The following is a 24,333-nucleotide window of genomic DNA, read 5'->3' as shown; positions in this document are numbered from 1 at the left end:
CGGACTCGTGTGCGCGCTCCGGTTCACTGTGCGGGCCCGCCCGTGCTCAGCCCAGCGGCGTCACCCGCAGATTGCGGAAGCGCACCTTGTTCCCGTGGTCCTGGAGCCGGATCGCGCCGGCTGCCGGTCCCTCCGGCGCCCCCGCGCCGGTCGGTCCGTCGAGGGTGATGTCGTCGTGGACCTTCTTGCCGTTCCACACGACGGTCACGCGCGCGTCGGCCGTCTTGGCGCCGCTGTCGTCGAAGCGGGCCGCCCGGAACGTGATGTCGTACGTCTGCCACGTCTCGGGTGCGGTCGCGGCGTTCACGTCCGGTGCCTTCTTCTCGTATATGGCCCCGGCCTCGTTCGCGGCGGGGGTGGTGTCCCCGTACGAGTCGAGGATCTGGAGTTCGTAGCGGTCCTGGAGGTAGATGCCGCTGTTGCCGCGGTCCTGTCCGGTCACGTCGTCCGGGAGCAGCGGCACCCGGAACTCGGCGTGCAGCGTGAAGTCCTGGTAGGCGTCCTTGGTCCGGATGTCGCCGCAGCAGACCTCCATCGACTTCTCGTCGGCGAGCGGCCAGTCGGCGCCGCGGCCGTCGGGGTGCTGCCACTGCGCCTGAGAGGCCGCCGTGCCGTCGAAGAGGGCGACCGGGGCGCCGTGCGGGCGCACGGTGATCAGGTCGAGGTTGACGTGGCCCGCGTCACCGGCGTCGAAGCGGTAGGCGACGGTGTTCTTCCCGGCGCGCAAGGTGACCCGCTCGGTCTTCGTCGACCAGGTGTCCCAGGTGCCGGTGGAGGCCAGCGCGCTCTGCCGCAGCCTTGTCCCGTTGGCGTACAGGGAGAGGGACTTGGTGCCCTGGTAGGGGTTGGGACCGTTGGAGTAGCGCAGGTTCACGTCGTACTCGCCGGCCCTGGGGACCGTCACGTCGAAGGACGTGGCGGCCTTGCCCTCGGTGTTGTAGCGGTCGACGAAGCCGCTGCCCGAGTAGCCGGTGTGGTCGGTGTGGACCCCGGCCGTGCCGGTCAGGCGCGCCTCCTCCGCCTCGTAGAGCGTGGCGGCCGGGGGCTGCGCGCCGGGCATCTCGTTGAGGGTGTACCAGGCCTCCGTGCTCCACAGGCTCTCGCCGGAGGCGGACGCGAAGGGGCGCGGTGAGCGGACGTGGACGACGCGGCCGGGCTTGAGGCCGTCGAGCCGCAGGTGCACGGTGCGGCCCTCGTCGGCGAGGGTCGCCGAGCGCACGGCGAGCCGCTCCTCGGCGATCTTGGGGCCGCCGTAGTCGCTCGTCGGGGTGTAGCGCCACTGCTCGGCCGTGTACCGCTCGGCGAGCTTGTCGGCGGTCTCCTGCGAGAGGGGCTGCGTGTACTCCAGGTCGAAGCCGCCCGGGACGGCCCGCATCTCCTTGATGTCGAAGGTGTTGCCGCCGTTCGGGGTCAGCTTCTGCAGGCCGAACCGGAGTTTGCCGGGCTGGCCCCAGTTGCCGTCGGCGCCGAGGCCGCCCGCGTAGATCGCGCCGTCGGGGCCCATGGTGATCCGGTTGACGCCGGCTTCGAGCCCCTGGGTGTACCGGAAGACGGCACCCTGGTACTGGCCCTTCACCTTCTCCAGGTAGCCGCGCTGGAGGCCGCCGTAGGTGACGTCACCGAAGAGCACCTGCCCCGCGAACCGCCCCTGGGTCAGGTACAGCGGCGTACTGGGCGAGTTGGCTATCTCGTTCTGCGGCAGCCAGAGCACCGGCTGGGTGACGGGCCGGTCGTCGAAGAGGCCGGACGGCTCGGTGTAGTGGTTGAAGAAGCGGTCCTGCTTGATCTGGACGAGCTTCGACGCGGGGAGCCAGCCGCCCTGGTTGTCGGCGGTGAGGATCGACCCCTCGGGGCCCCAGCCGATCCCGTTCGGGGTGCGCAGCCCTCCGGCGACCGGGGAGATCTTCCCCGTCTTTTTGCTGATCTTGTACGTGGCGCCGCGGCCGGGCGCGGGCTGCGGGGTGGTGGTCGCGCCGCCGTAGTCGATGGCGACAGAGAGGTTCACGTAGAAGTAGCCGTCCCGGTAGAGCAGGCCGAAGGCGAACTCGTGGAAGTTGCCGCCGTAGGGCCAGGTCGCGACCGTGCGGTAGGTGTCGGTGACGCCGTCCTTGTCGGTGTCGACGAGTTGGGTCAGCTCGTGCTTCTGCGAGACGTACAGGGAACCGTCGACGTATTTGATGCCCATCGGTTCGCGCAGCCCGCTCGCGATCTTCGTGACGCCCACCTCGGTGCGGTCGGTCTCCCCGGTGACGTGGTCGAGGAGGTACACCTCGCCCGCCACGTTCTCGGAGCCGCCCCACGTGCTGAGCGCGAGGCGTCCGTCGGGCAGCCAGTCCATGCCGGTGACCTGCGGCTCGAAGCCGTCGGGGCGCAGGTCGGTGAGGTCGAGGTCGGGGCGGACGCCGGTCAGCGGCAGCCCGTCGCCGGGGCTGTCCGCACCGGCCTCGCACTCCTTGCGGCCCGGGGCGGTGACCCGGACGACCCCGGCGTCGGTGCTCAGTGCCCCGGTCGGCACGACGCCGAAGTCGGCGGCGCCCGGCGGCTTCCACGCCAGCGTGAGCTGCTGGCCCCCGGTCGCCTCGAAGTAGTCGACGCGGAACGGGTGGGAGCCCGCGGTCAGTTGGACGGCGCCGTCCTTCGGCTCGGCGCCGTGCAGCCCGTCGTGGTCGATGACCTCACGGTCGTCGATGGTGAGCCGGGAGCCGTCGTCGCTGGTGAGACGGAAGGAGTAGGTGCCGTCGCTCGGGATCACCAGGTATCCGGAGGCCTGGGCGGAGAAGTTGTCGGCGAAGCCGCCGAAGTCCTCGGTCGTGGACCAGTCCACGGTCCGCATCAGCCGGTCGTGGTTGGGGGTCTGGCCCGGTTTGAGCGCGCAGAGCTTGCTGAGCGGGAGCTGGGTGTCGAAGACGCGCAGGGTGACACCGGGCTCCTGCGGCGGGATGTCGTCGGGGGCGGCGACGGACGGCGGCGCGATCCAGACGCCTCCGGCGAGGAACCCCCCGACGAGCAGGGTGGTGAGGCGTCTTCGGGCATGGCGGAACAGCCGTGGATGCATCGGTCCTCCAGGACGGGACCGGAGACCGCCGGATCGCACTCCGGTCGAGCTTGACGATTCCGCTGGGGCGCGGAAGGCAGGGCTCCTACGGTTGCGCGGTCACCGTAGGGGACTTCTGCTGAGCACGTCCATACTTTGTCATCGATGAGTTCAAAGTCCGTCCGGCCGGGAGGTTCGTGCCGTACGTCACCGCATGTCAGGCGCGAGCCGGGGAATCTGTCGACCCTGCGGCGAACCTCGGGGGCGCCGACGGCACGAGGAGGACATGTGAAGGCGGTCAAGGGCACGGGCAAGGCCAAGGCCCGCAAGGCGGCGAACAGTTCGGTGGTCGACACCGGCGCGCGGTTCGGTCTGGTCGCGCGCGGGGTGCTCTACCTGCTGATCGGACTCCTCGCGCTGCGCGTCGCGTTCGGCGGTGAGAACCAGGAGGCGGACAGCAGCGGCGCCATCCGCGAGCTGGCCCAGCAGCCGTTCGGCAAGGTCCTGGTGTGGGCGGTGGGGATCGGTCTGGTCGGCATGGCGCTGTGGCGGCTCAGCGAGGCGCTGTTCGGCTCGGCGGGCCCCGACGGCGGCAAGCCCGGCAAGCGGATACTCTCCGCCGGTCGCTTCGTCTTCTACGGGTTCATGGCGTACTCCGTGCTCTCCTTCGCGGCCTCCGCCCGCAAGAGCAAGGGCAGCGACGCGAAGTCGCAGGACTTCACGGCCCGGGCGCTCGACCTCCCGGCGGGCCGCTGGCTGGTCGGGATCGCCGGGCTGGTCGTCATCGGCATCGGTATCGGGGTCGGTGTGCGGGCGGCGCTGCGCAAGTACCACAAGCACCTGAAGAAGGCGCAGATGTCGCGGCACGTGCGCCGGGCGATCGACGTCCTGGGCGTCAGCGGGGGCGTGGCGCGCGGCCTGATCTACGGGGGCGCGGGCGTCTTCGTGGTGATCGCCGCCGCGCAGTACGACCCCGACGAGGCCAAGGGCGTGGACGGCACCCTGCGCTCCTTCGCCGGCACGCCGGCCGGGCCGTGGCTGCTGGCCCTGGTCGCGTTCGGCCTGCTGCTGTTCGGCCTGTTCTCGTTCGCGCTGGCCCGCTACCGCCGGGTGTGAGGGTCCAGGCCGGTCCGCCGGCGCCGGGTGCGACGATCCACGCCGTCCGCCCGGCGCCGCGGTGTGCCGTGCGGCGGGTCGCCCTCGACAGCATTACTTACTGGTAAGTAAGCTCGCGCGGCAGCCGTTCTCGCACCGCTTCTTGGAGGCCTCCTTGCGCCGCGTCCGCTCGCCCCAGCTCCTCGCCGGACTCCTGGCCGGAGCCGCGGTCACGCACTTCGTGGCGCCGCGGCCGTTCGACGCGATGGTGCCGCGTCCGCTCCCGGGCCCGCCCCGCGCCTGGACGTACGCCAGCGGCGCGGTGGAGCTGGCGCTCGCGGCCGGGGTCGCCCTGCCGCGCACCCGAGGGCGGGCGGCGACGGCCGCGGCCGCGTTCTTCGTCGCCGTCGCTCCCGCCAACGTGCGGATGGCCCGGGACTGGCGCGATCGCCCCGCGCCGCTGCGCCGGGCCGCGCAGCTGCGGGTGCCGCTCCAGGTGCCGCTGGTGCTGTGGGCCCGCAAGGTGGCCCGCGACGCGGCCTGAGGGCTCCCCGGCCCCGGCCGCCGTCAGCCCGCGGCCGGTACCGACTCCCGGAGCAGGTCGGTCAGGGCACGGGCCGCAGCGCTGCGGGTCCGGTCGGCGGGCGCCGCGAGCGAGAGCGGCCAGCGCAGGTCGGCGCCGGTCACCGGGACGACGGCGAGGCCGTCGGTGGTGTCGGCGAGGAACCGGGGCAGCAGGGCGATCCCGAGGCCCGCGCGCACGTAGTCCGCGCTCGTCGCGATGTCGGTGATCTCGATGGTGACGTGGCGCGGCACCCGGGCCGCCGCGAAGGCCCGGTCGGCGACGGCCCGGTTGCCGTAGCCGACGGGACAGTCGATGAAGCGCGTCCCGGCCAGTTCACCGATGGCCACCTCGTGCCGCCCGGCGAGCGGATGGCCGGGCGGCACGATCAGGGACAGTGTCGAGCCGGTCAGCGGCAGCAGGTCGATCCCCGGCGGCTGCGGCCCCGGCAGGGAGACGAAGGCCAGGTCGAGACGGCCTTCGGCGAGCGCCTCCAGATGCCCCTGGGAACCGGTGGGCGCCACGCTGATCTGGAGCTGCACCCCCGGGTGGCGGCGGTGGAACTCGCCGAGCAGGGCGGGCAGGTCGATCAGCCGGATCGAGGTCAGGGTGCCGAGCCGCAGGGTGCCGCGCAGCCCGCCGCGCACCTCGGCGACGGCGTCGGCCGCGTCCCGCGCGGCGTCCAGGGCGATCCGGGCCCGGGGCAGCAGGGCGCGGCCCGCGTCGGTGAGCAGCACCCGCTGGGAGTTGCGGTCCAGCAGCCGCGCGTCGAGCTCGCGCTCCAGTGCCTTGACCGCGGCGGAGACCGCGGACTGGACGATGTGCAGCCGGGCCGCGGCGCGGGTGAAGTTCTGTTCCTCGGCGACGGCCACGAAGTACGCGAGATGTCGGAGCTCCACCCCTTCACTATCGCACGGGCAGATCGTTCCCAGCGGAAAGATTCGTTGGACGCGATCGCAGCCCGGGCGCACAGTAGAAGGTGCACGGACCACGGATCTTCTGCGATCGGAGCAGTGCCATGACCACGTCGACGCCCTCGCGCGCCGGGGCCCCCTCGCCCGGGGCCCCGCGGCCCGCGACCGGCTCACTCCGCCACGGCGTCGGGTTCTGGGCCGTCGCCGCGGCGTTCCTCGTCGCCATGGCGTTCTCGACCGTACCGACACCGCTGTACCCGCTCTACGAGGTCCGGGACGGCTTCTCCACCTTCATGGTCACCGTGGTCTTCGCGGTCTACTCGGTGGGCGTGATGGTCAGCCTCGTGCTGGCCGGGCACGTCTCGGACTGGGTGGGGCGGCGGAAGATCCTCGTGGCCGCGCTCGCCCTGGAACTCGTCGCGGCCGCGCTCTTCCTGTCGAGCGCGGCGCTGCCGATGCTGCTCGTGGCCCGCTTCGTCACCGGTCTCGGTGTCGGCATGCTGACCGCCACGGCCACCGCGCACCTGCACGAACTGCACGCCGCACACCGGCCGGACGCCTCCGCGCAGCGGTTCGAGGTGGTCTCCACCGCGGCCAACATCGGCGGCCTCGGCCTCGGCCCGCTGGTCGCCGGGTTCCTCGCCCAGTACGTGGGCACGCCGCTGCGGGTGCCCTACGCGGTCTTCGTGGCGCTGCTCGTCCTGGTCGTGGCGGCGCTCGCCCTCGCCCCCGAGACGGTCCGGCCACCGGCGCGGCGGCCGCGGTACCGGCCGCAGCGGGTGAGCGCCGACCACGGGGACCGGGCGGGATATCTCGCCGCCGCCGCGGCCGCCTTCGCCTCCTTCGCGGTGTTCGGCCTGTTCACGTCCATCGCCGCCGGTTTCGTCGGGCACACGCTCGGCCATCCGTCCCGGGCCCTGGCCGGCGGCATCGTCTTCGCGGTGTTCGGCGGCGCGGCGCTGGCCCAGACGCTGACCCAGCGGCTCACGCCCCGCGCGAAGATGACCGCGGGGCTGCTCGCCGAGGGCACCGGCTTCCTCGTGCTCGTCGTCGGCATGCACACCGTGAACCTCGCCGCGTTCCTCGCCGGAGGCGTCGTCGCGGGGGTCGGCGCGGGGCTGCTGTTCAAGGCGGCGGTCGGCCGGGTGGTCGCGATGGCCGCGCCCGCACGCCGCAGCGAGGCCCTCGCGAGCCTGTTCCTCATCGCGTACCTGGGGCTGAGCGTGCCGGCCGTCGCCATCGGCGTGGCCACCCTGTCGCTCACCGCCACCACGGCGATGACCTGGTTCGCCGGGCTGCTCCTGGCGCTCCTGTGCCTGGTCGCGGTCCTCGACCGCCGCTCCCCCGCCGGGCGCTGACCGGGTCCGCCCCTCACGTGGACGCGCGGACCACCAGCTCGGGTTCGAAGATCCGGGAGGTGGGTTCCGTGCGCTCGCCCTCGATGTGCTCCTGGAGGATGCGGGCCATGGCCATGGCCATCTCCTCGACCGGCTGACGCACGGTGGTGAGCGGCGGCGTGCAGGTGATGGCGACGCTGGAGTCGTCGAAGCCGACGACCGCGACGTCCCCGGGGACGCTTCCGCCCCGCTCACGCACCACCTGGCAGACGCCCTGCGCCATCAGGTCGTTGGCGGCGAACACCCCGTCCAGGTGCGGATGGTCCGCCAGCAGCCTGGCCATCGCCGCGGCCCCGCTGTCCAGCGTGAACCCGCCCTCCGCGATGGGCACGTACGCCACCCCCGCCCGCTCCATCGCCTCCCGGAACCCGGCCAGCCGCTGCTGTCCGGCCGGCAGGTCCAGCGGCCCCGTCACCGTCGCCACCCGCCGCCGGCCGCGCTCCAGCAGGTGCTGCGCCGCCATCCGGCCGCCCTCGCCGTGGGCCAGGTCGACATAGCTGATGGGGGCGGGCAGCGCGGGCCGGGCGAAGCAGACGGCGGGCACCTGCGCCTGGGCCAGCAGCGACGGCAGCGGGTCCGCCGCGTGCGTGGAGACGACGAGCGCGCCGTCGGCCCGGCCCGCGCGCAGGTACGCGAGCACGTCGTCCCGGGCGGGTCCCGACTCGGCGAACATCAGGACGGGGTGCATGGAGCGCGTCCTGAGGAAGGCGACGACGCCGCTGACGATGCGGCCGAAGAAGGGGTCGGCGAAGACCCGCGCCGCGAAGGCGTTCTGCGCGCTCTCCTCGTCCTCACCCGCGCCGGACACCACCAGGGCGATGGTCTCCGCCCGCCGGGTGACCAGGGAACGGGCCGCCCGGTTGGGCGTGTAGCCGGTGCGCCTGATCGCCTCGCGGACCGTCTCCCGGATGGCGGGGTCCACGCTGGGGACCTCGTTGATGACCCGGGAGACGGTGGCCCGTGAGACCCCGGCCTCCCGGGCCACGTCCTCCAGCGTCAGGGACTGTCGTTGCATGCACGCAGCCTAATCGTGCCGCGTCACCGCGCATAGAGCGCTCTCTCGCAGGGGCTCTCGCCCGCCGCCCCGGTGGCCACTCGCACGTGCGCGCGGAGCGGCAGGTCCCCCGCGGAACGGCCCGCGTGCACGGTGAACCGGCCCGGCTCCACGGCCCAGCCGCCCGCGGCGGCGCTCCAGTGCCGCAATAAACGGGGCGGGACGGTGACGCGGGCCAGGACGCTCTCGCCGGGCGCCGCCCGCACGGCCGCGTACCCGGCGAGCCAGCGCACCGGTCGCTCCACCGCCGAGTCCGGCCGGGACAGATAGACCTGGACGACCTCCCGTCCGGCCCGCTCGCCGGTGTTGCGCACCAGCACGGAGACCGTGAACTCCTCGTCGGCGCCGACGGCTTCAGGCACCTCGACGCTCTCGTAGCGCCAGGTCGTGTAGCCGAGGCCGTGCCCGAACCAGTAGGCGGGAGCGCGGCCGGAGCGCAGCCAGGCCCGGTGTCCGACGTGCACCCCCTCGTCGTAGGCGAGCACCCCGTCGACGGGTTCGGTGGCGGTCACCGGGGCGTCGTCGAGGCGCCGCGCCCAGGTCGTCGGGAGTCGGCCGCCGGGTTCCACCGCGCCGAAGAGGCAGTCGGCGAGGGCGCCGCCGGCCTCCTGGCCGGGCAGCCAGGTGAGCAGGACCGCGCCAACCTCGTGCCGCCAGGGCAGTTCGACCGGGGCGCCGGAGTTGACCACCACGACGGTGCGGGGGTTGGCCGCGGCGACGGCCCGCACCAGGTCGTCCTGGTGTCCGGGCAGGGCGAGGGAGGTGCGGTCGTGGCCCTCCGCCTCGTCGCCGTCGGTGGTGCCCACGACGACCACGGCCACGTCGGCGCGGCGGGCCGCGGCGACGGCCCCGGCGAGCGCCGTCGCCGCCGGCACCGCGGGCGGGGCCGCGGTGAGCACGGTGGCGCGGCCGGTGTCGGGGGCCAGTTCGCGCCGTGCCACGACGAGCACCGGGACACCCGCGGTGAGGGTGTGGTGGGCCGTGGGGCCGGGCGGGTGCACGTGGACGACGGCCGGATCGTCGGTGGCGCGGGGGAAGACGCCGTCGATCAGCGGCCGGCCGTCCACGGTCAGGGAGAGCCGCCCGAACCCGGCGAGGCCGAACGACCACCGGCCGCCGCGCTCCGGGGTCAGCAGGGCGCTGATCTCCACGGCACGGGCGCCGTCGGGCACGGCCGGTTCGAGCAGCCGGCCCGAGCGCCGGTGCTCGCCGTAGAGCTCCTCACCCTTGGCGTCCAGCACGCGCAGCAGGACGCCGGGGGCGCCGGTGCGCGGGTCGGTGCAGTTGCCGGGGCCCAGGGGGGCGGGTGGGCCCCCGAGGTCCGGGCCCGGGGCGTGGACGACGCGGGCCCGGCCGCGGAGCCGCTCGGTGATGCCGTCCAGCGGGGAGACGGTCCGCTCCGGGAAGACCCCGGCGCTGCCGCCGCCCTGCACGCGCGGGGTCACGGCGTGCGTGCCGATCACCGCGACCGTGCGCAGGGCCTCCGTGCACAGCGGGAGCACGCCGTCGTTGCACAGCAGGACCGACCCGGCGGCGGCGGTGCGGCGCAGCAGGTGCCGGGGGGCGCGGACGCCGCCGGGCCGCGCCGGCGCGGGGGCGCCGTCCAGGGCGCCGACGCGCTGGGCGAGCAGGAGCAGCCGGCGCACCTTGTCGTCGACCGCGCCCTGGGGGACGCGCCCGTCGGCGACCGCGTCGGCGAGCCTCTCGTCCCAGGGACCGCCGGGCCCGGGCATGGCGAGGTCGAGGGCGGCGTTGGCGGTGTCCACCGCGGTGCGCAGGGCGCCCCAGTCGGAGAGGACGACGCCGTCGAAGCCCCACTCGTCCTTCAGGGGCCGGGCGAGCAGCGGACTGGCGGTCATGGTCGTGCCGTTGACGCGGTTGTACCCGGCCATCACCGCCCAGACCCCGGCCTCGACGGCGGCCTCGAAGGGGGCGAGGAGGACCTCGCGCAGGGTCCGCTCGCCGACGCGTACGTCGACGGTGAGCCGTCCGGTCTCGGAGTCGTTGGCGACGAGGTGCTTGGCCGTGGCCGCGACCCCGGCGGCCTGCAGGCCGCGCACCAGCGCCGCGCCGATGCGGCCGACGAGCCAGGGGTCCTCCGAGAAGCACTCGAAGTGGCGGCCGGCCAGGGGTGAGCGGTGCAGGTTCAGGTTCGGGGCCAGGACGACGTGCACGCCCTTGCGGCGCGCCTCCCCGGCGAGCAACCCGCCGAGTTCGGTGACGAGTTGCTCGTCCCAGGTCGCGGCGAGCGCCGACGCGCAGGGCATCAGGAGCGAGGTGACGCGCTCGTCCCAGGCCTCGCCGCGTACCCCCGCGGGCCCGTCCGAGGTCACCACCTCGGCCAGGCCCACGGCGGGTTCGGCGCGGGTGCGCCAGGTGGTCCCGCCCGTGAGCAGCCGTACCTTCTGCCGTGGACCCAGCTTGTCGGCCAGCCGGTCCGGCTCCTCGTCGGCCATTGCCCCGCCCTTCGCACCCAGGAGCGCCGTAGAGCGCTCTCTCATCTGTCGTTCTACCGGATCCGGGTCAGTTGTAGAGCCCGAACTCGTAGAGGGAGTAGCCGTATCCGGTGCCGCGGGCGGTGCCGTTGACGCGGACGTAGCGGCCGGTGCCGTTCACGTCGAAGTCGTCCACGCCGCCGTTGCCGTCGGTGACCTGCCGCACCGTCGTCCAGTTCTGGCCGTCGTCCGAGGTCTGGATGGTGTACGCCTTCGCGTACGACGTCTCCCAGTTGAGCTGGACGTGCTTGAACGAGCGGCGGGAGCCGAGGTCGACGCTCAGCCACTGGGGGTCGCTCCAGTCGCTGGCCCAGCGGGTGTCGTTCTTGCCGTCGACGGCCTGCGCCGCGGTGCACGGGCAGTCACCGTAGTCGGTGGTCTGCTGGGAGGAGGCGGTGACGGGCCGGCCGAGCGCGATGTTCGTGCCGGTCACGGGCGGCGGCACGACGCGCACGGAGCGGGTCTCGACGCCGACGTTGCCGTGGCCGTCGGTGGCCTTGACGTAGATCTTCCAGACGCCGGGCTTGTCCGGCGCGGTCACCTTCAGGCGCCCCCCGCCCAGGTCGGTGGCCTGCATCGGGACGAGCTGCTTGCTCTGGTCGATGTAGTTGCTGTTGCTCAGCACCTGGTAGGAGAGCGCGTCGCCGTTCGGGTCGGTCGCCTTGGTCGCGATGACGAGGTCGCGTCCCGCGGGCACGTTCGTCGCGCCGCCCTCGATGTTCATCTGGGAGATGACCGGCGGGGTGTTGTCCCGGGAGGTGTCCGCTCCGTAGGCCTTCTTCACGGCGTAGTACGACAGCCGCTTCTCGCCCGCGGGCAGCAGGTTGAACCAGATGCCGCCGAAGTCGTACTCGGTGCCGTAGTGGAACATGGTGGCGCCCAGCGCGACGCCCTTGTGGCCGGTGATACAGCCCCAGGCCTTGGTGTAGCCCTCGGCCTTGGCCACGTCGGTGGGCTCCTGCGGCACGCCGTTGGCGTCGTCGGGGACCTCCCACTCCCCGGCCGGGCCGGTCTCGGTGACGATGTAGGGCTTGGTGTAACCGCCCTGCTGCCAGGCCGCCTTGACGTCGCAGACGGCGTTGTAGGAGTTGACGGCGTACAGGTCGAGGTCAGGCGCGTTCTTCTTGTAGTAGGGCCAGGCGCCGACCCAGGCGTCGGTGGAGGTGACTGGGTGGTTGGGGTCGACGGCGTGGATCTTCTTGGTGATGTCGTTGACGAAGGTGGTGTAGGCGTTGCGCTGCTTCTCCAGCTCGTCGCCGCTGTAGCAGTTCTGCAGGCCGAGGACGGACTCGTTGCCGACGTTCCACATCAGGACACCGGGGTTGTCCTTGTAGGTGGCGGCCCACTTGGGGAACTCGTCGAGCATCTGGTTCTTGTACGCGGTGTCGGTCAGGTAGTTCACGCAGCCGCCGCTGCCGGGGCCGCCGCCGGGCTGGAGCCAGAAGCCCGCGATGACCTTGACGCCGTTCGCCGCGGCCGTGTCGAAGAGCGGCTTGCTGGAGGCGTCGGTGCCCCAGGTGCGGATGGTGTTGACGCCCATGGACTTCAGGTCGGGGAGGTAGCGGCCCGCGTCCGCGACGGAGGGGCCCCAGGTCAGGCCCTTGATCTGGTAGGGCGCGCCGTTGACCTGCAGCTGCCAGTTGCCCTGCGATCCGGTCACCTTGACCACGTCGCCCGCGGCCTGCGCGGCGTGCGTCGGCAGGGCGAGGAAGCCGGCCGCGAGCACGCCCGCGGTGATCGGGGTGGCCAGGCGGTGTGTCCTGCGGTTGATGGGGCGGGTCCTGCGCATGGGGGTGCCTCCGGGCGGGGGTCGTGGGGAGAGCAGCGGGGGAAGTCTCGGGGGAAGAGGGCGGGGAGGAGCGAAGGGCGGTGCGGGGAGGTGGGGCGGCGGCCGGTCAGGGCGGCCGCCGCCCCGGGTGTCGCCGTGCGGGTCAGGGCAGTTCGTAGTGGTCGTTGAGGACCGCGCCCTTGTCGGGGTGGTTCTGGTCGTAGCCGCGCGGGTCGCACTGGAGGCCGCCGACGACGCAGTGGTCCACCATCGCCTTCAGCGTCCGGTCGTCCCAGGCGTTGAAGAAGTCGTAGTGGAACGAGTAGCCCCGGCCGCTGGAGAGCCGGACCTTCGACATGTCACCGTTGACCGGGAACGCCATCTTGAACTCGATCATCGGCAGCGCGACGGGGTGGTCGGCCGGGCACATGTTGTCGTTCGTGCCGGGCTTCACCACCGGGTAGGCCATGTGGCTCTTGTGGTCGGGGGTGTCGAGATACTTCCCGTCCCAGCAACTGGGCGCCTGCATGCGGATGTTGAGCTGGGTGTCCCGCGAGGTGGGGCAGCTGGCCGGGAAGTCGACGTTGAAGTAGCTGTTGCCGCACTCCCAGCCCTCCACGAAGCCACGGTGGTTGCGGAACTCCTGAGCGGTCTGCATCGGGCTGCCGACGACGAACCGCAGCCCCTTGGGGAAGGGCCGCACGCTGGTGTAGTCGGTGACGCCGGCCTTGTAGTAGATGGTCTGCTCGCCGACGGGGAGGACGGGCTGGTCGCCGTTGAGCAGCGTGGGCATCCAGTAGCCGGACTTGTCGCCGGGTGCCAGGCACTTGGTGGAGCCGCTGTCGAGCGACGCCGTGGTGCTGTTGGCGTCGGTCGTGGTGTTGCCCATGAACGTGTGGTCGTGGGACTTGCCGGGCTGGCCCGGGTAGACGATCGGGTCGTCGGGCTTGGTGTGGGTGACGGAGCAGTGTGCCTGGAACTCGTGGAAGTAGGCCTGCGGCGGCTGCTTCGTGGACGGCTCGACGCCGGTGACCGGCGGGTTCGCCGGGATGTAGCCGTCGCCGTCCGCGTCCTCCGCGGCGGCCTTGGTGGACGCGGCCATGGTGTGGCCCTGGTGCGCGGGGGCGGCTGCCGACGACTGCTGGACGGGGGCGGCGCCGGCGGTGAGAGCCGCCCCGCCCACTCCCAGTGTGGTCAGCACGAGCGCGCCGGATATCAGCAGCCCTGAGATGAGTGTGGATCTCCTTGCCATGGAGACCTCCTGCCATGTCGGTTCGGCGTGGTGGGGGGTGGGCGACGGCGCCGGCGGGGGCGCCGCCGCCCGTGGGACAGGTCGTGCGCGGAACCTGAGAGAGCGCTCTCTCGCCGGGGAGTGTTCTCGCTCCGACATGGCAGTGTCAAGAGAAAGTGAACACGCCGTTGCAGAGGGATGTGGTGCGGATGGGGGCGTCCAGGGCCGGGCGCGGCCCGATCAAGTGCCCTACGGTGGCTACGAGTTGCCGCATCCGGAGAGCGCTCCCACGCCGTGGGCCGGTTCGGCGGGGGCGGCCGTCGCGCCGTCCGCCCGCGTCGCCGCCGGCCGCTCTGGCGCAGGTCACCGGGTGGGCGTGGGCCTGGGCTCCGGTGGCCGGAGTGGCGGGGCCAGGGCGGGGTCAGCTCGCTGCCCCCGGGCGTCCCGGGGGTGCTGCGACCCGGCGGGCGCTGGGCACGGCGAATCGCTGCGGAGCCGGGGCGGGCGGGATGGCTTCGTACGCAACTGACGGCGCGCGACTCGGGCCGCCGGGGCGGGAGAGCCCGCACATTCCGCATCCGGCGTCGGCGGCCGGAGTGGCCCGCCCCCGCTGGTCCCGCCGTGCCGGGGAGGCGGCGAGACCGGGCGGCCTCCGGGCGCGGCGTCCGCACGGCCGGCTCGGCGCCGATGAGCGGGTCGGGTCCGCACCACGCGCGGCCCGCACGTGACGGCGGCGACCGGAGCGGCGCCGTATCAGCCGGAGGTCACCGGACCGTGCGCGCGGGGCCGCGCGCGGTCACACGGCGCTGTCCCCCAGGCCGAGTTCCCGCTCCCCCAGCGGCGCGAAGTGCCGCTCCACCTCGGCGTCGGTGACCTCGGCGAGGGTCCGGGGCGACCAGCGGGGCCTGCGGTCCTTGTCGATGACCTGGGCGCGGACGCCCTCGACGAAGTCGGGGTTGTTGAGAGCGGCGCAGGAGACGCGGTACTCCTGGTCGAGGACGCGTTCCAGCGAGCCCAGGGCCCGGGCCCGGCGCACCGCGGCCAGGGTGACCTTCACGGCGGTGGGCGACTTGGCGAGGACCGTCTCCGCCGTCTCCTTGGCCGCCGGGTCGCCGTGGTCGAGGAGGAGGCCGAGGATCTCCTCGACCGTGCGGGCCGCGAAGCAGGTGTCGGTCCACGCGCGCTGGGCCGCGAGTCGCCCCTGCGGCGCGGGGGCCGTGTGGCGCGCGAGGACGTCGCGGGCCGGCGCGGTGGCGAGACCGGCCAGCAGACCGGGCAGGGCCGCCGAGGGCACGTAGTGGTCGGCGAGTCCGCACAGCAGCGCGTCGGCGGCCCCGATGTGCTCGCCGGTCAGGGCGAGGCGGGTGCCGAGTTCGCCGGGGGCCCGCGCGAGCAGGTGCGTGCCGCCGACGTCGGGGACGAACCCGATGCCGGTCTCCGGCATGGCGACCCGGGAGCGTTCGGTGACGATCCGCACGCTGCCGTGGGCGGAGACGCCGACGCCGCCGCCCATCACGATGCCGTCCATGACGGCGACGTACGGCTTGGGGTAGTGGGCGATCCGGGCGTTGAGGTGGTACTCGTCGCGCCAGAAGTCGGCGGAGGCCGCGCCGTCGCTGTCCCGCGCGTCGTCGTGGACGGCGCGGATGTCGCCGCCCGCGCACAGGCCGCGCTCCCCCGCCCCGGTGAGGACGACGGTCTCCACGGTGTCGTCCCCGGCCCACGCGTCGAGGGCCGCGTCGATGCGGCGCACCATGGCGTGGTCGAGGGCGTTGAGGGCGCGCGGCCGGTTGAGGACGAGGTGGGCGGCGCGTCCGTCCCGGCGGACGAGGACGGGGGGTTCGCCGCCGCTCACCGCGGGGCCTTCGTCGGGGCGGGCGTCGTCAGGACGGGCATGATCTCGTCGCTTCCTTCCAGGGCGCGGGCCCGCGGGCCCGGACGGTGCTTGTCGATCGCTACCGCGCCATCCTCTCCGATCCGTGCCGCGGGCCGTGCGCCGGGCCCGCCCCTCGCGGGCCGCGGCGGGCACCCGGACCGCTCCCGGTCAGGCGGGATAGGCGTGGGTCTGGGCCGCCTTGACCGTCGCCCAGACCGTGGCGCCGGGGCGGAGGTCCAGTTCGGCCGCGGCGATGGTGGTGAGGTCGGCGGCGAGCGGGAGTTCGCCGGTGAGGGCGGCGCGGATCTGGTCGCCGTGGGTCTCCATGCCGCTGACCTCGCAGCGCCACAGGTTGCGGGCGCTGGAACCGGCGGGGCGCTCGCCGTGCAGCGTCACGGCGCCCGGCGGGAAGGCGACGAAGCAGGGGCCCGTCAGCTCCTCGGTGGTGGTCACGGCGGGCCCCGCGCCGTCGAGGTGCACGGTGTGGCCCTCCGCGCGCCCCCGGTAGAGGTTGAGGCCGACGAGTTGGGCGATGTAGTCGGTGCGGGGCCGCCGGGCGATGTCGGCGGGGGCGCCCTGCTGGACGATGCGCCCGTGCTCCACGACGACCAGGCGGTCGGCGAGGACCATCGCGTCCAGCGGGTCGTGGGTGACGAGGACCGCCACTGCCTCGAACTCGGTGAGGTGGCGCCGGAGTTGGGCCCGTACGTCCAGACGCGTTCGGGCGTCGAGCGCGGCGAGGGGTTCGTCGAGGAGGAGGAGCCGGGGCCGGGTGGCGAGGGCGCGGGCGAGGGCGACGCGCTGGGCCTGGCCGCCGGAGAGCCGGCGCGGCTTGGCGCCGGCGTGGGCGGCCAGGCCCATGCGGTCGAGCCAGTCGGCGGCCTCGGCGCGGGCCTCGGCCCGGGTCCTGCCCTGGCAGCGCGGGCCGAAGGCGACGTTGTCCAGGGCGGTCAGGTGCGGGAAGAGCAGGTAGTCCTGGAAGACGACGCCGACGGGGCGGGATTCGGGCGGGGTGCCGTCCAGTTCGGCTCCGTCGAGCCGCAGGTGTCCGTCGTCGAGTGGGGTGAGACCGGCCAGGGCGCGCAGCGCGGTGGTCTTGCCCGCGCCGTTCGGGCCGAGCAGGGCGACGACGTCGCCGGGGGCCGCGGCCAGGGCGATGTCGAGGCGGAAGGCGCCGCGGTCGACGACGAGGCGGGCGTCGAGTCCGGCCGGGCGCGGCGTGCCGGGGCGGTTCGGGGTCGCGGTCATGAGGCGGTCATCCAGCGGTCGCGCAGGCCCGCGAGGACCGTGATGGACACGGCGAGCAGGACCAGGCTGAGGGCGATGGCCGCGGCCGGGTCGCTCTGCATGGCGAGGTAGACGGCGAGCGGCATGGTCTGGGTGCGGCCGGGGAAGTTCCCGGCGAAGGTGATGGTGGCGCCGAACTCGCCGAGCGCCCGGGCCCAGGCGAGGACCGAACCGGCGGCGATGCCGGGGGCGATGAGCGGCAGGGTGACGCGGCGGAACGCGGTGAAGCGGGAGGCGCCGAGCGTCATGGCGGCCTCCTCGTAGCGCGGGTCGGCGGCGCGCAGGGTGCCTTCGACGCTGATGACGAGGAACGGCATGGCGACGAACGCCTCGGCGATGACGACGCCGGTGGTGGTGAAGGGCAGGGTGAGGCCGAACCACTGGTCCAGGTACTGGCCGACGATCCCGTTGCGCCCGAGCGCCGTCAGCAGGGCCACGCCGCCGACCACCGGCGGCAGCACCAGCGGCAGCGTGACCAGGGCGCGGACGAGACCGCGGCCGCGGAAGTCGGTGCGGGCGAGCAGCCAGGCCAGGGGCACCCCGAGCACGAGGCTCACCAGCGTCGCGGACGTCGCGCAGATAAGGGACAGTTGGAGCGCCTGCCACACCTCGGTGCTGCTCAGCTGGGACGGCAGTTCCCGCCACGGGGCGCGGACGAGCAGGGCGAGCAGCGGCACGACGAGGAAGGCGAGCCCCACCAGGGCGGGCAGCAGCAGGGGCAGGGGCGCGGTACGGCCGCGGGCACGACGGCGCCGCGGCCCGCCCTGAAGGGCGCCGGCCGCGGCGTCGGGCTTGTCGAGCTGGGTCACGGCTTGAGGAATCCGGCCCCGGTCAGCACCTTCTGGCCCTGGGCGGAGCGCACGAGCGCGATGAACGCCTTCGCCCCGGCGGCGTTCGGGGCGTCCTTGAGCTGCGCGATCGGGTAGTCGTTGATGGCGTCGGCCGATTCGGGGAAGTCCACGCCCTCCACCTTGTCACCCGCGGCGTGCACATCGGTCTTGTAGACGACGGCCGCGTCGGCCTCCTTCAGCTCGACCTTGGTCAGGGCGCTCTTGACGTCCTGCTCGTACGAGACGGGGGTGAGCTTCAACTCGGCCGCGGTGAGCGCCTTTTGCGCGGCGGCGCCGCACGGCACGGTCTTGTCGCAGAGCACGACCTTCAGGTCGGACGCGGTGAGGTCCTTGAGCGAGGCCACCTTGTCGGGGTTGCCCGGCAGGGTGGCGATCTCCAGCTGGTTGCGGACGAAGGTGGCCGGGGCGCCGGACGCGGCGCCCGCGTCGGTGACGGTCTTCATCGTCTTGGGGCTGGCCGCGGCGAACACGTCGGCGGGGGCGCCGCCGGTGATGCCGGCCGCGAGGCTGTCACTGCCGCCGAAGTTGAAGGTGACCTCGGTGCCGGGGTGCGCCTTCTCGAACTGCTTGCCGAGGGTGGTGAAGCTCTCCTTGAGCGAGGCGGCGGCGAACACGGTCACCGTCCCGGACAGCTTCTTCTCCCCCGAGGCGGAGGCGGAGGAGTCGGCGGACGAGCCGGAGTCGGAGTCGGACGAGCCGCAGGCGCTCAGGGTCAGCAGCGCGGCGGTGCCGAGGCCGGCCACGGACAGCATCCGGCGGGTCCGGCGCGCGGAACGGGTTATCACGGGTCCACTCCCTCAATTCCTGAGCATGCGGCTGGTGCCTGAGCATGCGACTGCTTCGCGCACGCGTGACCGGTTCCTGGGTGTGCGGGGCGGCGCGGTCGACGGCGTGCGGGGATCATAATGCCGCATCTGCAAGGAGTACGTCTTCTGTCGCATCGCATGAGCTGGGATCTTGTGGCTTGGATATACGCATGTGCGTTTGCATGAGGAGGCGCGGCGGGTACGGTCCAGCGGGAGGTGGTGTCCATGAGCCCGTCGCCGACGACGCGACCCGCGACCGCCACGACCGGCCACCCGGCGCGGCTGACCCTCAGCGGCGACCTCGCGCGCCCCGCCCTGCTGACCGTCGCCGAGCTGCACGCGTGGCCGGTGCACCACGCGGAGGTCGCCTTCGAGTGCGCGACCAGCGGCATCCAGCACCACCGCTTCTCGGGCCCGCGCCTGTACGACGTGCTGTCGGCGGCGGGGCCCGGCTTCGACCCGGTGCGCCGCAAGGACCGGCTGCGCTTCCTCATCGCGGTGAGCGGGGCCGACGGTCATCACGCGCTGCTGTCGTGGGCCGAGATCGACCCGGATTTCGCGGACGCGCCGGTCCTGCTCGCGCTGACCGTCGACGGCGCTCCGCTGGACCGCGCGGGCCCGCAGCTCGTGCTGCCGCAGGACCGGTGCGGGGCGCGGCACATCAGCGGCATCGACGCGATCCGCGTGGACGGCGGCTACGCGCCGTGGAGCTGAGCGGCGACGCCGGGCGCGCTGCGGGTCTGAGGGGCCGCGCGCTCAGACGCGGTCGATGTGCACGTTGGTCGACTTGACGCGGGCGGTGGCCTCCATGCCGACCTCCAGGCCCAGCTCCTCCACGGCCTCGCGGGTCAGCAGCGAGACCAGCCGGTGCGGCCCGGCCTGGATCTCGACCTGCGCGGCCACGTCGCCGAGCCGGACGGCGGTGACGATGCCCGGGAACGCGTTGCGGACGGAGGTGTACGAGACGTCGTCCTCGCCGCCGGAGCCCTTGGCCAGCTCGACGGAGAACGCGGCCAGGTCCGTGCCCTCGATGAGCCGGCGCCCGCCTTCGTCCCGGTGGGTGACGATCCGTCCGGCGTCGGCCCAGCGCCGCGCGGTGTCCGGACTCACCCCGAGCAGCCGGGCCGCCTGACCGATTGTGTAGGACTCCATGATCACAAGATAGCGACCGGCGGCCCGGTCCGTCCCGGCGACCGCCTCAGTACCGCTGCGCCTTGGCGATCTCGGCGGTGAGGTGCGGCTGCGGCGGCTTGGAGCTGATGGCCAGTGGCTGGGCCTTGTCACCCGCCTTCAGGTCCTTCGCGCCGACGACCTTGCTCTCGACGACCTTGCCGTCGGAGTCGCTGAAGTCCACCTGCACGGCGAAGGAGGCGGTCGCGTCGGTCTTGTTGGTGATGGTGACGACGAGGGCGCGGACGTTGTCCGTCTCCGCGAGCGGTTTGCCGGTCAGCGACACGTCCTTGACGGCGTTGCCCCGGCCGTCGGCGGCGGCCAGCTGCTTGGTGAACTCCTGCCGGTTGCGCTCGACGTCGGCCGCCACCGACGCCTCGAAGTCGTGCGCCCGCTCGGATGCCGACTCGGCCGCCGCGGAGGCCGACCGCTTGGCCTCGGCCTTCTTCGACTCGGCGCTGGAGGCCATGGAGGACGGCGGCTCGCCGGAGAACCGGGACGAGTCGGGGGCGCTCGGCCGCGGGCTGGCGCTCGTACCGCCGTCGCCGTCGCCGCCGCTGTCGCACGCCGCGAGCGCCAGCGCACCGGCGACCGCGCACGCGGCAAGGGCGAGCGGTCCGCGCCGGCGGCGGGCGGGTCCGGGCGTCTTCGCTGCACTCATGAGGGAATTCCTTTCGGACGGCTGGGGCCTGCTGTGCGCCATGGCTGCCACGGACGGGGTCAGAACCGCAGCACGGCGGCCACGTGTCCGACGTCCGCCAGGGTCCCGTCGGGGACGAAGACGACCTGCGCGCCGGTCTCCAGGGCGGACTCGACGATCTCGTCGACGATGTCGTGGACCGCGTCCAGGTCGTCCTCCCCCGCCGGTTCGAGGTGCCCCTCCCCGGCCCGTACGGTGACGCGGAAGTCCTCCTCGACGACGAGCCGGTGGATGCGGCCGTCGGAGGCCTTCTGCCAGACCTCGTCCACGCCCGCGGCGTAGGTGTTGCCGCCGCGCGCCCGGTCCAGCTCCGCCAGCGCCTCGGCGACCGTCCGGGCCGCTTCGTCGGCGCGAGCCCCGGCCACGGCCCGCGCGACGGCCTCCGGCGCCGCCTGGGCGAGTCCGCCGACGGGGACCTGCACCGCGTCGCGCGCGGCGGTGCCCGCCGCGGAGAACAGGGCGAGGGCGGCCGGGTCCCCGGTGACGTAGAGCGGCCGGGGCCGGTCGCCGAGGACGTGGGTCAGCGCGGTGTCGGCGTCCCGGAAGAACTGCCGGGTCTGTTCGTCGCTGAAGGTGCTGGGCAGGTCGCCGATGCGCTCCTTGCGCTCGGAGTCCGGCGCTTCCAGGCTGCGGCTGTGCGGGAAGCCGTGGCCGGTGTCCTCGGTGACGCGCTCGCCCCGGCCGTCCCACAGGGTGATCCGGTCGGCGGCCACGGCCAGCACCCAGTAGGGGCGGCGCGCGGCGTCGGCGGCCACGAGGTTGCGGGTGAGGAAGGTGTCCGCGAGCACGACGCGTTCGGGCACGGACCGGTCGACGGTCCAGCTCTCGTGCTCCCCGGGGGCGGCGAAGATCAGGAGTCCGTCCCGGGCGTGGGCGAGGTCGAGCTCCGACACCGCCGCCTCCAGCTGCGCGACCACGTCGTCGCGGCGCTCGCGGGTCACGGCCGGGTCCGCCTCCAGCTGGCGTACGGCCTCGGCGACGAGGTTGTGCAGGCGGACCGGGTCCTGCGCGTTCTCCGGCTGCCTGCGGTGGGTCGGCATCGCCAGGGAGACGGCGGGATAGGGCCGCGGCGCGCGCAGGTGGCGCAGGACCGCCGGGTTCAACGAGGAGTGCATGGCTGAGTGCCCTTCTGTCGCGGCCCTGGTGGCGCAACGCCTCCATGCTGTGCACACCCGGGCATATCCGGCCATCCGAACGTCGGCAAAAGGTGCGCTACCCGTACAAGCGGGACAAGACTGTTCTCCCGGTGCCCGCGTGCGCCCCGCGCGAGCGCGCCCGGCACCGGACGTCAACCGAGACGCCATGAGACGAGAGGGGGACGCCATGGAGCAGGCCGCCGTCGTCGAGAAGAGTGCGCCCGCCGCCAAACTGCCGCTGTTCACCCTGACCACGATGGTCATCGGCTCCATGGTCGGCGCCGGAGTCTTCTCCCTGCCCAGCCGGTTCGCGCAGGAGACCGGGGTGGCCGGCGCCCTGATCGCCTGGCTGATCGCCGGCACCGGCATGCTGACGCTCGCCTTCGTCTTCCAGTCCCTCGCCGTACGCCGCCCGGACCTGGACGCGGGTGTGTACGCGTACGCGAAGGCCGGGTTCGGCGAGTACCTGGGCTTCTTCTCCGCGTTCGGCTACTGGGCCAGCGCCTGCGTCGGCAACGTGACGTACTGGGTCCTCATCATGTCCACGGTGGGCGCGATCTGGCCGGCGCTCGGCGAGGGCGACACCGCGCTCGCCGTGCTGCTCTCCTCGGCCGGCCTGTGGGCGTTCTTCCTGCTGATCAGGCGGGGGGTGAAGGAGGCCGCGGCGATCAACCGGATCGTGACCGTGGCGAAGATCGTGCCGATCCTCGTCTTCGTCGTGCTGGCCCTCGTCTACTTCGACCCGTCGGTCTTCGCCGACAACTGGGGCGGCGCGGACTACGCGGGCTCCCTCTTCAGCCAGGTCCGCGGCACCATGCTGGCCACCGTCTTCGTCTTCCTCGGCGTCGAGGGCGCGAGCGTGTACTCGCGGCACGCCAAGAAGCGCTCCGACGTCGGCCGGGCCACCGTCCTCGGCTTCCTCAGCGTCTTCGCCGTCTTCGCCTCCGTCGTCATCGTCTCGTACGGGATCCTGCCGATGGGCGAGATCGCCGGCCTGCGCCAGCCGTCCATGGCCGGGGTGCTGGAGGACGCCGTCGGCACCTGGGGCAAGGTCTTCATCAGCGTCGGCCTGATCGTCTCCGTGCTCGGCGCCTACCTGGCGTGGACCCTGATGGCCGCCGAGGTGCTCTTCGTGGCCGCCAAGGACGACGACATGCCGCGCTTCCTGCGCCGCGCCACCCCCGCGGACGTCCCCGTGCCCGCCCTCCTCATGACGACCGTGCTCACGCAGGTGGTGCTGGTCATCACCGCCTTCTCCGACGACGCCTTCAACTTCGCGCTCGACCTCACCAGCTCGCTCTCCCTGATCCCGTACCTGCTGGCGGCCGCCTTCGCCGTGCGGATCGGGACGCGGGCCGACCGGCGCACGGAGGGCGGGCGCACCTCGCGGCGGGAGCTGACCGTCGCGGCCGTCGCCACCCTCTACACCGCCTTCATGCTGTACGCCGCCGGCCTGAAGTTCGTCCTGGTCTCGTTCGTCTTCTACGCCCCGGCCACGATCCTGTTCGTGATGGCCCGCAGGGAGCAGGGCAGGCGCCTGTTCTCCCCGCGTGAGCTGGTCGTCCTGGCCGTCTCCGTCGTCGGCGCCGTGGTCGGTGTCGTCGCCCTCGCCGCCGGCTGGATCAGCCTGTGAGACCCCTCAGCGCTCCCCCACGTCAAGCCCCGGAGGCCCCCGTGACCGACCACGCCACCCCCGCTTCCGCGTACGGCGTCCACTCCGAGGTGGGCCGGCTGCGCAAGGTCCTCGTCTGCGCCCCGGGGCTCGCCCACCGCAGGCTGACCCCGACCAACGCCGAGGACCTCCTCTTCGACGACGTCATGTGGGTGGAGAACGCCCAGCGCGACCACGCCGACTTCGTCGACAAGATGCGCGGGCGCGGGATCGAGGTGGTCGAGCTGCACGAGCTGCTCGCGCAGACAATGGCGCTGCCCGCCGCGAAGTCCTGGCTCCTGGACCGCAAGATCGTCGCCAACCAGGTGGGGACGGGTCTCATCGACGACACCCGCGCCTTCCTGGAGTCGCTGGAGCCGGCGCGGCTCGCGGAGTTCCTCATCGGCGGCCTCGCCACCACCGACCTGCCGGACGAGTACCGCTCCGCGTACGTGTCGATGGCGCGCGAGTCGACCGGCGTCCGCGAGTACCTGATGCCGCCGCTGCCCAACACGCTCTACACCCGCGACACCACCTGCTGGCTGTACGGCGGGCTCACGCTCAACCCGCTGTACTGGCCCGCGCGGCACGACGAGACGCTGCTGATGAAGGCCCTCTACTGCTTCCACCCCGACTTCGTGGACGCGACCGTGTGGTGGGGCGATCCCGAACACGCCTGGGGGCAGGCCACGTTCGAGGGCGGCGACATCATGCCCGTCGGCAACGGCGTGGTCCTCATGGGCATGAGCGAGCGCACCTCGCGACAGGCCATCACCCAGGTCGCCGCCGCCCTGTTCAAGAGCGGCGCCGCCGAACAGGTCGTCGTCGCCGGAATGCCGAAGCTGCGTGCGGCGATGCACCTGGACACCGTCTTCACCTTCGCCGACCGGGACGTCGTGACGCTCTACCCGCGGATCATGGACGCCGTGCACACGTTCACGCTGCGCCCCAGCGACAGGGCGCCGGGCCTGACCGTCACCGACGAGGGCTCGGCCGCCTTCGTCGACGTCGTCGCCAAGGCGCTCGGCCTGCCCGGCCTGCGGGTGATCGAGACCGGTGGCGACGTGTACGCCTCCGAGCGGCAGCAGTGGGACAGCGGCAACAACGCGGTCGCCCTGGAGCCGGGGGTCGTCGTCACCTACGACCGCAACACCCAGACCAACACGCTGCTGCGCAAGGCGGGCGTCGAGGTCATCACGATCGTCGGCGCCGAACTGGGCCGGGGCCGCGGCGGCGGCCACTGCATGACGTGCCCGATCATCCGCGACGCCGTGGCGTACTGACGCCGCGCGGCCGGGACGGCGGG

19 protein-coding genes are annotated in these 24,333 nt (G+C 73.3%); 6 read left to right on the top strand and 13 right to left on the bottom strand.

The genetic code is table 11. The features are described 5' to 3' along the window. Positions 1 to 46: 46 nt before the first annotated feature. Positions 47 to 3,055, bottom strand: coding sequence for a family 16 glycoside hydrolase (locus ACIBW6_RS17545; protein ID WP_399060384.1), 3,009 nt, complete (start codon positions 3,053 to 3,055; stop codon positions 47 to 49). Between the two features lie 267 nt (positions 3,056 to 3,322). Between ACIBW6_RS17545 and ACIBW6_RS17540 the strand changes: the two genes are divergently transcribed. Beyond that, the gene (locus ACIBW6_RS17540) at positions 3,323 to 4,150 is read left to right on the top strand and encodes a DUF1206 domain-containing protein (protein ID WP_399060382.1); all 828 of its coding nucleotides are present in this window, start codon (positions 3,323 to 3,325) and stop codon (positions 4,148 to 4,150) included. Positions 4,151 to 4,304: 154 nt separating this feature from the next. Then, entirely contained in the window at positions 4,305 to 4,673 is a 369-nt protein-coding gene (locus ACIBW6_RS17535) for a hypothetical protein (protein ID WP_399060380.1), read from the top strand. Positions 4,674 to 4,696: 23 nt separating this feature from the next. Here the strand turns inward: ACIBW6_RS17535 and ACIBW6_RS17530 are convergent, their stop codons facing one another. Next, on the bottom strand, positions 4,697 to 5,590 hold the full coding sequence (locus ACIBW6_RS17530) for a LysR family transcriptional regulator (protein WP_399060378.1): 894 nt from the start codon (positions 5,588 to 5,590) through the stop codon (positions 4,697 to 4,699). A gap of 119 nt (positions 5,591 to 5,709) precedes the next feature. Between ACIBW6_RS17530 and ACIBW6_RS17525 the strand changes: the two genes are divergently transcribed. Beyond that, complete coding sequence (locus ACIBW6_RS17525; protein ID WP_399060376.1) at positions 5,710 to 6,963, top strand: MFS transporter; 1,254 nt, start codon at positions 5,710 to 5,712, stop codon at positions 6,961 to 6,963. A gap of 13 nt (positions 6,964 to 6,976) precedes the next feature. On the opposite strand, the gene ACIBW6_RS17520 is transcribed toward ACIBW6_RS17525, so the two are convergent. The 8 genes from ACIBW6_RS17520 to modA all read right to left on the bottom strand — a co-directional run bounded on the left by ACIBW6_RS17520 (position 6,977) and on the right by modA (position 18,346). Beyond that, positions 6,977 to 8,017, bottom strand: a complete 1,041-nt coding sequence (locus ACIBW6_RS17520) for a LacI family DNA-binding transcriptional regulator (protein WP_399060374.1) — start codon at positions 8,015 to 8,017, stop codon at positions 6,977 to 6,979. Positions 8,018 to 8,040: 23 nt separating this feature from the next. Beyond that, complete coding sequence (locus ACIBW6_RS17515; protein ID WP_399060372.1) at positions 8,041 to 10,512, bottom strand: glycoside hydrolase family 3 C-terminal domain-containing protein; 2,472 nt, start codon at positions 10,510 to 10,512, stop codon at positions 8,041 to 8,043. 67 nt (positions 10,513 to 10,579) lie between these two features. Then, entirely contained in the window at positions 10,580 to 12,340 is a 1,761-nt protein-coding gene (locus ACIBW6_RS17510; protein WP_399060370.1) for a discoidin domain-containing protein, read from the bottom strand. 142 nt (positions 12,341 to 12,482) lie between these two features. Further along, on the bottom strand, positions 12,483 to 13,571 hold the full coding sequence (locus ACIBW6_RS17505; RefSeq protein ID WP_399060368.1) for a DUF1996 domain-containing protein: 1,089 nt from the start codon (positions 13,569 to 13,571) through the stop codon (positions 12,483 to 12,485). A 775-nt stretch (positions 13,572 to 14,346) separates the two neighbouring features. Beyond that, positions 14,347 to 15,405 carry an enoyl-CoA hydratase/isomerase family protein gene (locus ACIBW6_RS17500; RefSeq protein WP_399060366.1) on the bottom strand — a complete coding sequence of 353 codons (1,059 nt, stop codon included), beginning with the start codon at positions 15,403 to 15,405 and terminating at the stop codon, positions 14,347 to 14,349. Between the two features lie 189 nt (positions 15,406 to 15,594). Further along, positions 15,595 to 16,674: an ABC transporter ATP-binding protein gene (locus ACIBW6_RS17495; protein ID WP_399060364.1), complete on the bottom strand. Its 1,080-nt coding sequence runs from the start codon at positions 16,672 to 16,674 to the stop codon at positions 15,595 to 15,597. Next, positions 16,671 to 17,522: a molybdate ABC transporter permease subunit gene (modB, locus tag ACIBW6_RS17490; RefSeq protein WP_399060362.1), complete on the bottom strand. Its 852-nt coding sequence runs from the start codon at positions 17,520 to 17,522 to the stop codon at positions 16,671 to 16,673. The genes ACIBW6_RS17495 and modB overlap by 4 nt, the downstream gene beginning before the upstream one ends. Next, a complete protein-coding gene (modA, locus tag ACIBW6_RS17485; protein ID WP_399060560.1) occupies positions 17,519 to 18,346 on the bottom strand; it encodes a molybdate ABC transporter substrate-binding protein in 828 nt (275 codons plus the stop codon). Before modA ends, modB begins: the two co-directional genes overlap by 4 nt. Positions 18,347 to 18,595: 249 nt before the next feature. Between modA and ACIBW6_RS17480 the strand changes: the two genes are divergently transcribed. Then, on the top strand, positions 18,596 to 19,084 hold the full coding sequence (locus ACIBW6_RS17480) for a molybdopterin-dependent oxidoreductase (protein ID WP_399060360.1): 489 nt from the start codon (positions 18,596 to 18,598) through the stop codon (positions 19,082 to 19,084). Positions 19,085 to 19,126: 42 nt separating this feature from the next. Here ACIBW6_RS17480 and ACIBW6_RS17475 read toward each other — a convergent pair whose 3' ends face one another. Genes ACIBW6_RS17475 through ACIBW6_RS17465 form a run of 3 tightly spaced genes read right to left on the bottom strand, consistent with a single transcriptional unit; the run spans position 19,127 to position 21,355 of the window. Then, a complete protein-coding gene (locus ACIBW6_RS17475) occupies positions 19,127 to 19,522 on the bottom strand; it encodes a molybdopterin-binding protein (protein ID WP_399060358.1) in 396 nt (131 codons plus the stop codon). A gap of 46 nt (positions 19,523 to 19,568) precedes the next feature. Beyond that, positions 19,569 to 20,201, bottom strand: coding sequence for a hypothetical protein (locus ACIBW6_RS17470; RefSeq protein WP_399060356.1), 633 nt, complete (start codon positions 20,199 to 20,201; stop codon positions 19,569 to 19,571). Between the two features lie 59 nt (positions 20,202 to 20,260). Continuing rightward, on the bottom strand, positions 20,261 to 21,355 hold the full coding sequence (locus ACIBW6_RS17465; RefSeq protein ID WP_399060354.1) for a chemotaxis protein: 1,095 nt from the start codon (positions 21,353 to 21,355) through the stop codon (positions 20,261 to 20,263). A gap of 208 nt (positions 21,356 to 21,563) precedes the next feature. On the opposite strand from ACIBW6_RS17465, the gene ACIBW6_RS17460 reads away from it, so the two are divergent. Next, the gene (locus tag ACIBW6_RS17460) at positions 21,564 to 23,009 is read left to right on the top strand and encodes a basic amino acid/polyamine antiporter (protein ID WP_399060557.1); all 1,446 of its coding nucleotides are present in this window, start codon (positions 21,564 to 21,566) and stop codon (positions 23,007 to 23,009) included. 41 nt (positions 23,010 to 23,050) lie between these two features. Beyond that, on the top strand, positions 23,051 to 24,310 hold the full coding sequence (locus ACIBW6_RS17455; RefSeq protein WP_399060352.1) for an arginine deiminase: 1,260 nt from the start codon (positions 23,051 to 23,053) through the stop codon (positions 24,308 to 24,310). Positions 24,311 to 24,333: the final 23 nt, after the last annotated feature.

Origin of the sequence: Streptomyces sp. NPDC049813 (genome assembly GCF_044465085.1) — a bacterium.
In the GTDB taxonomy this organism is placed as follows: Bacteria; Actinomycetota; Actinomycetes; order Streptomycetales; family Streptomycetaceae; genus Streptomyces.
This window is presented reverse-complemented; position numbering and strand designations above follow the sequence as displayed.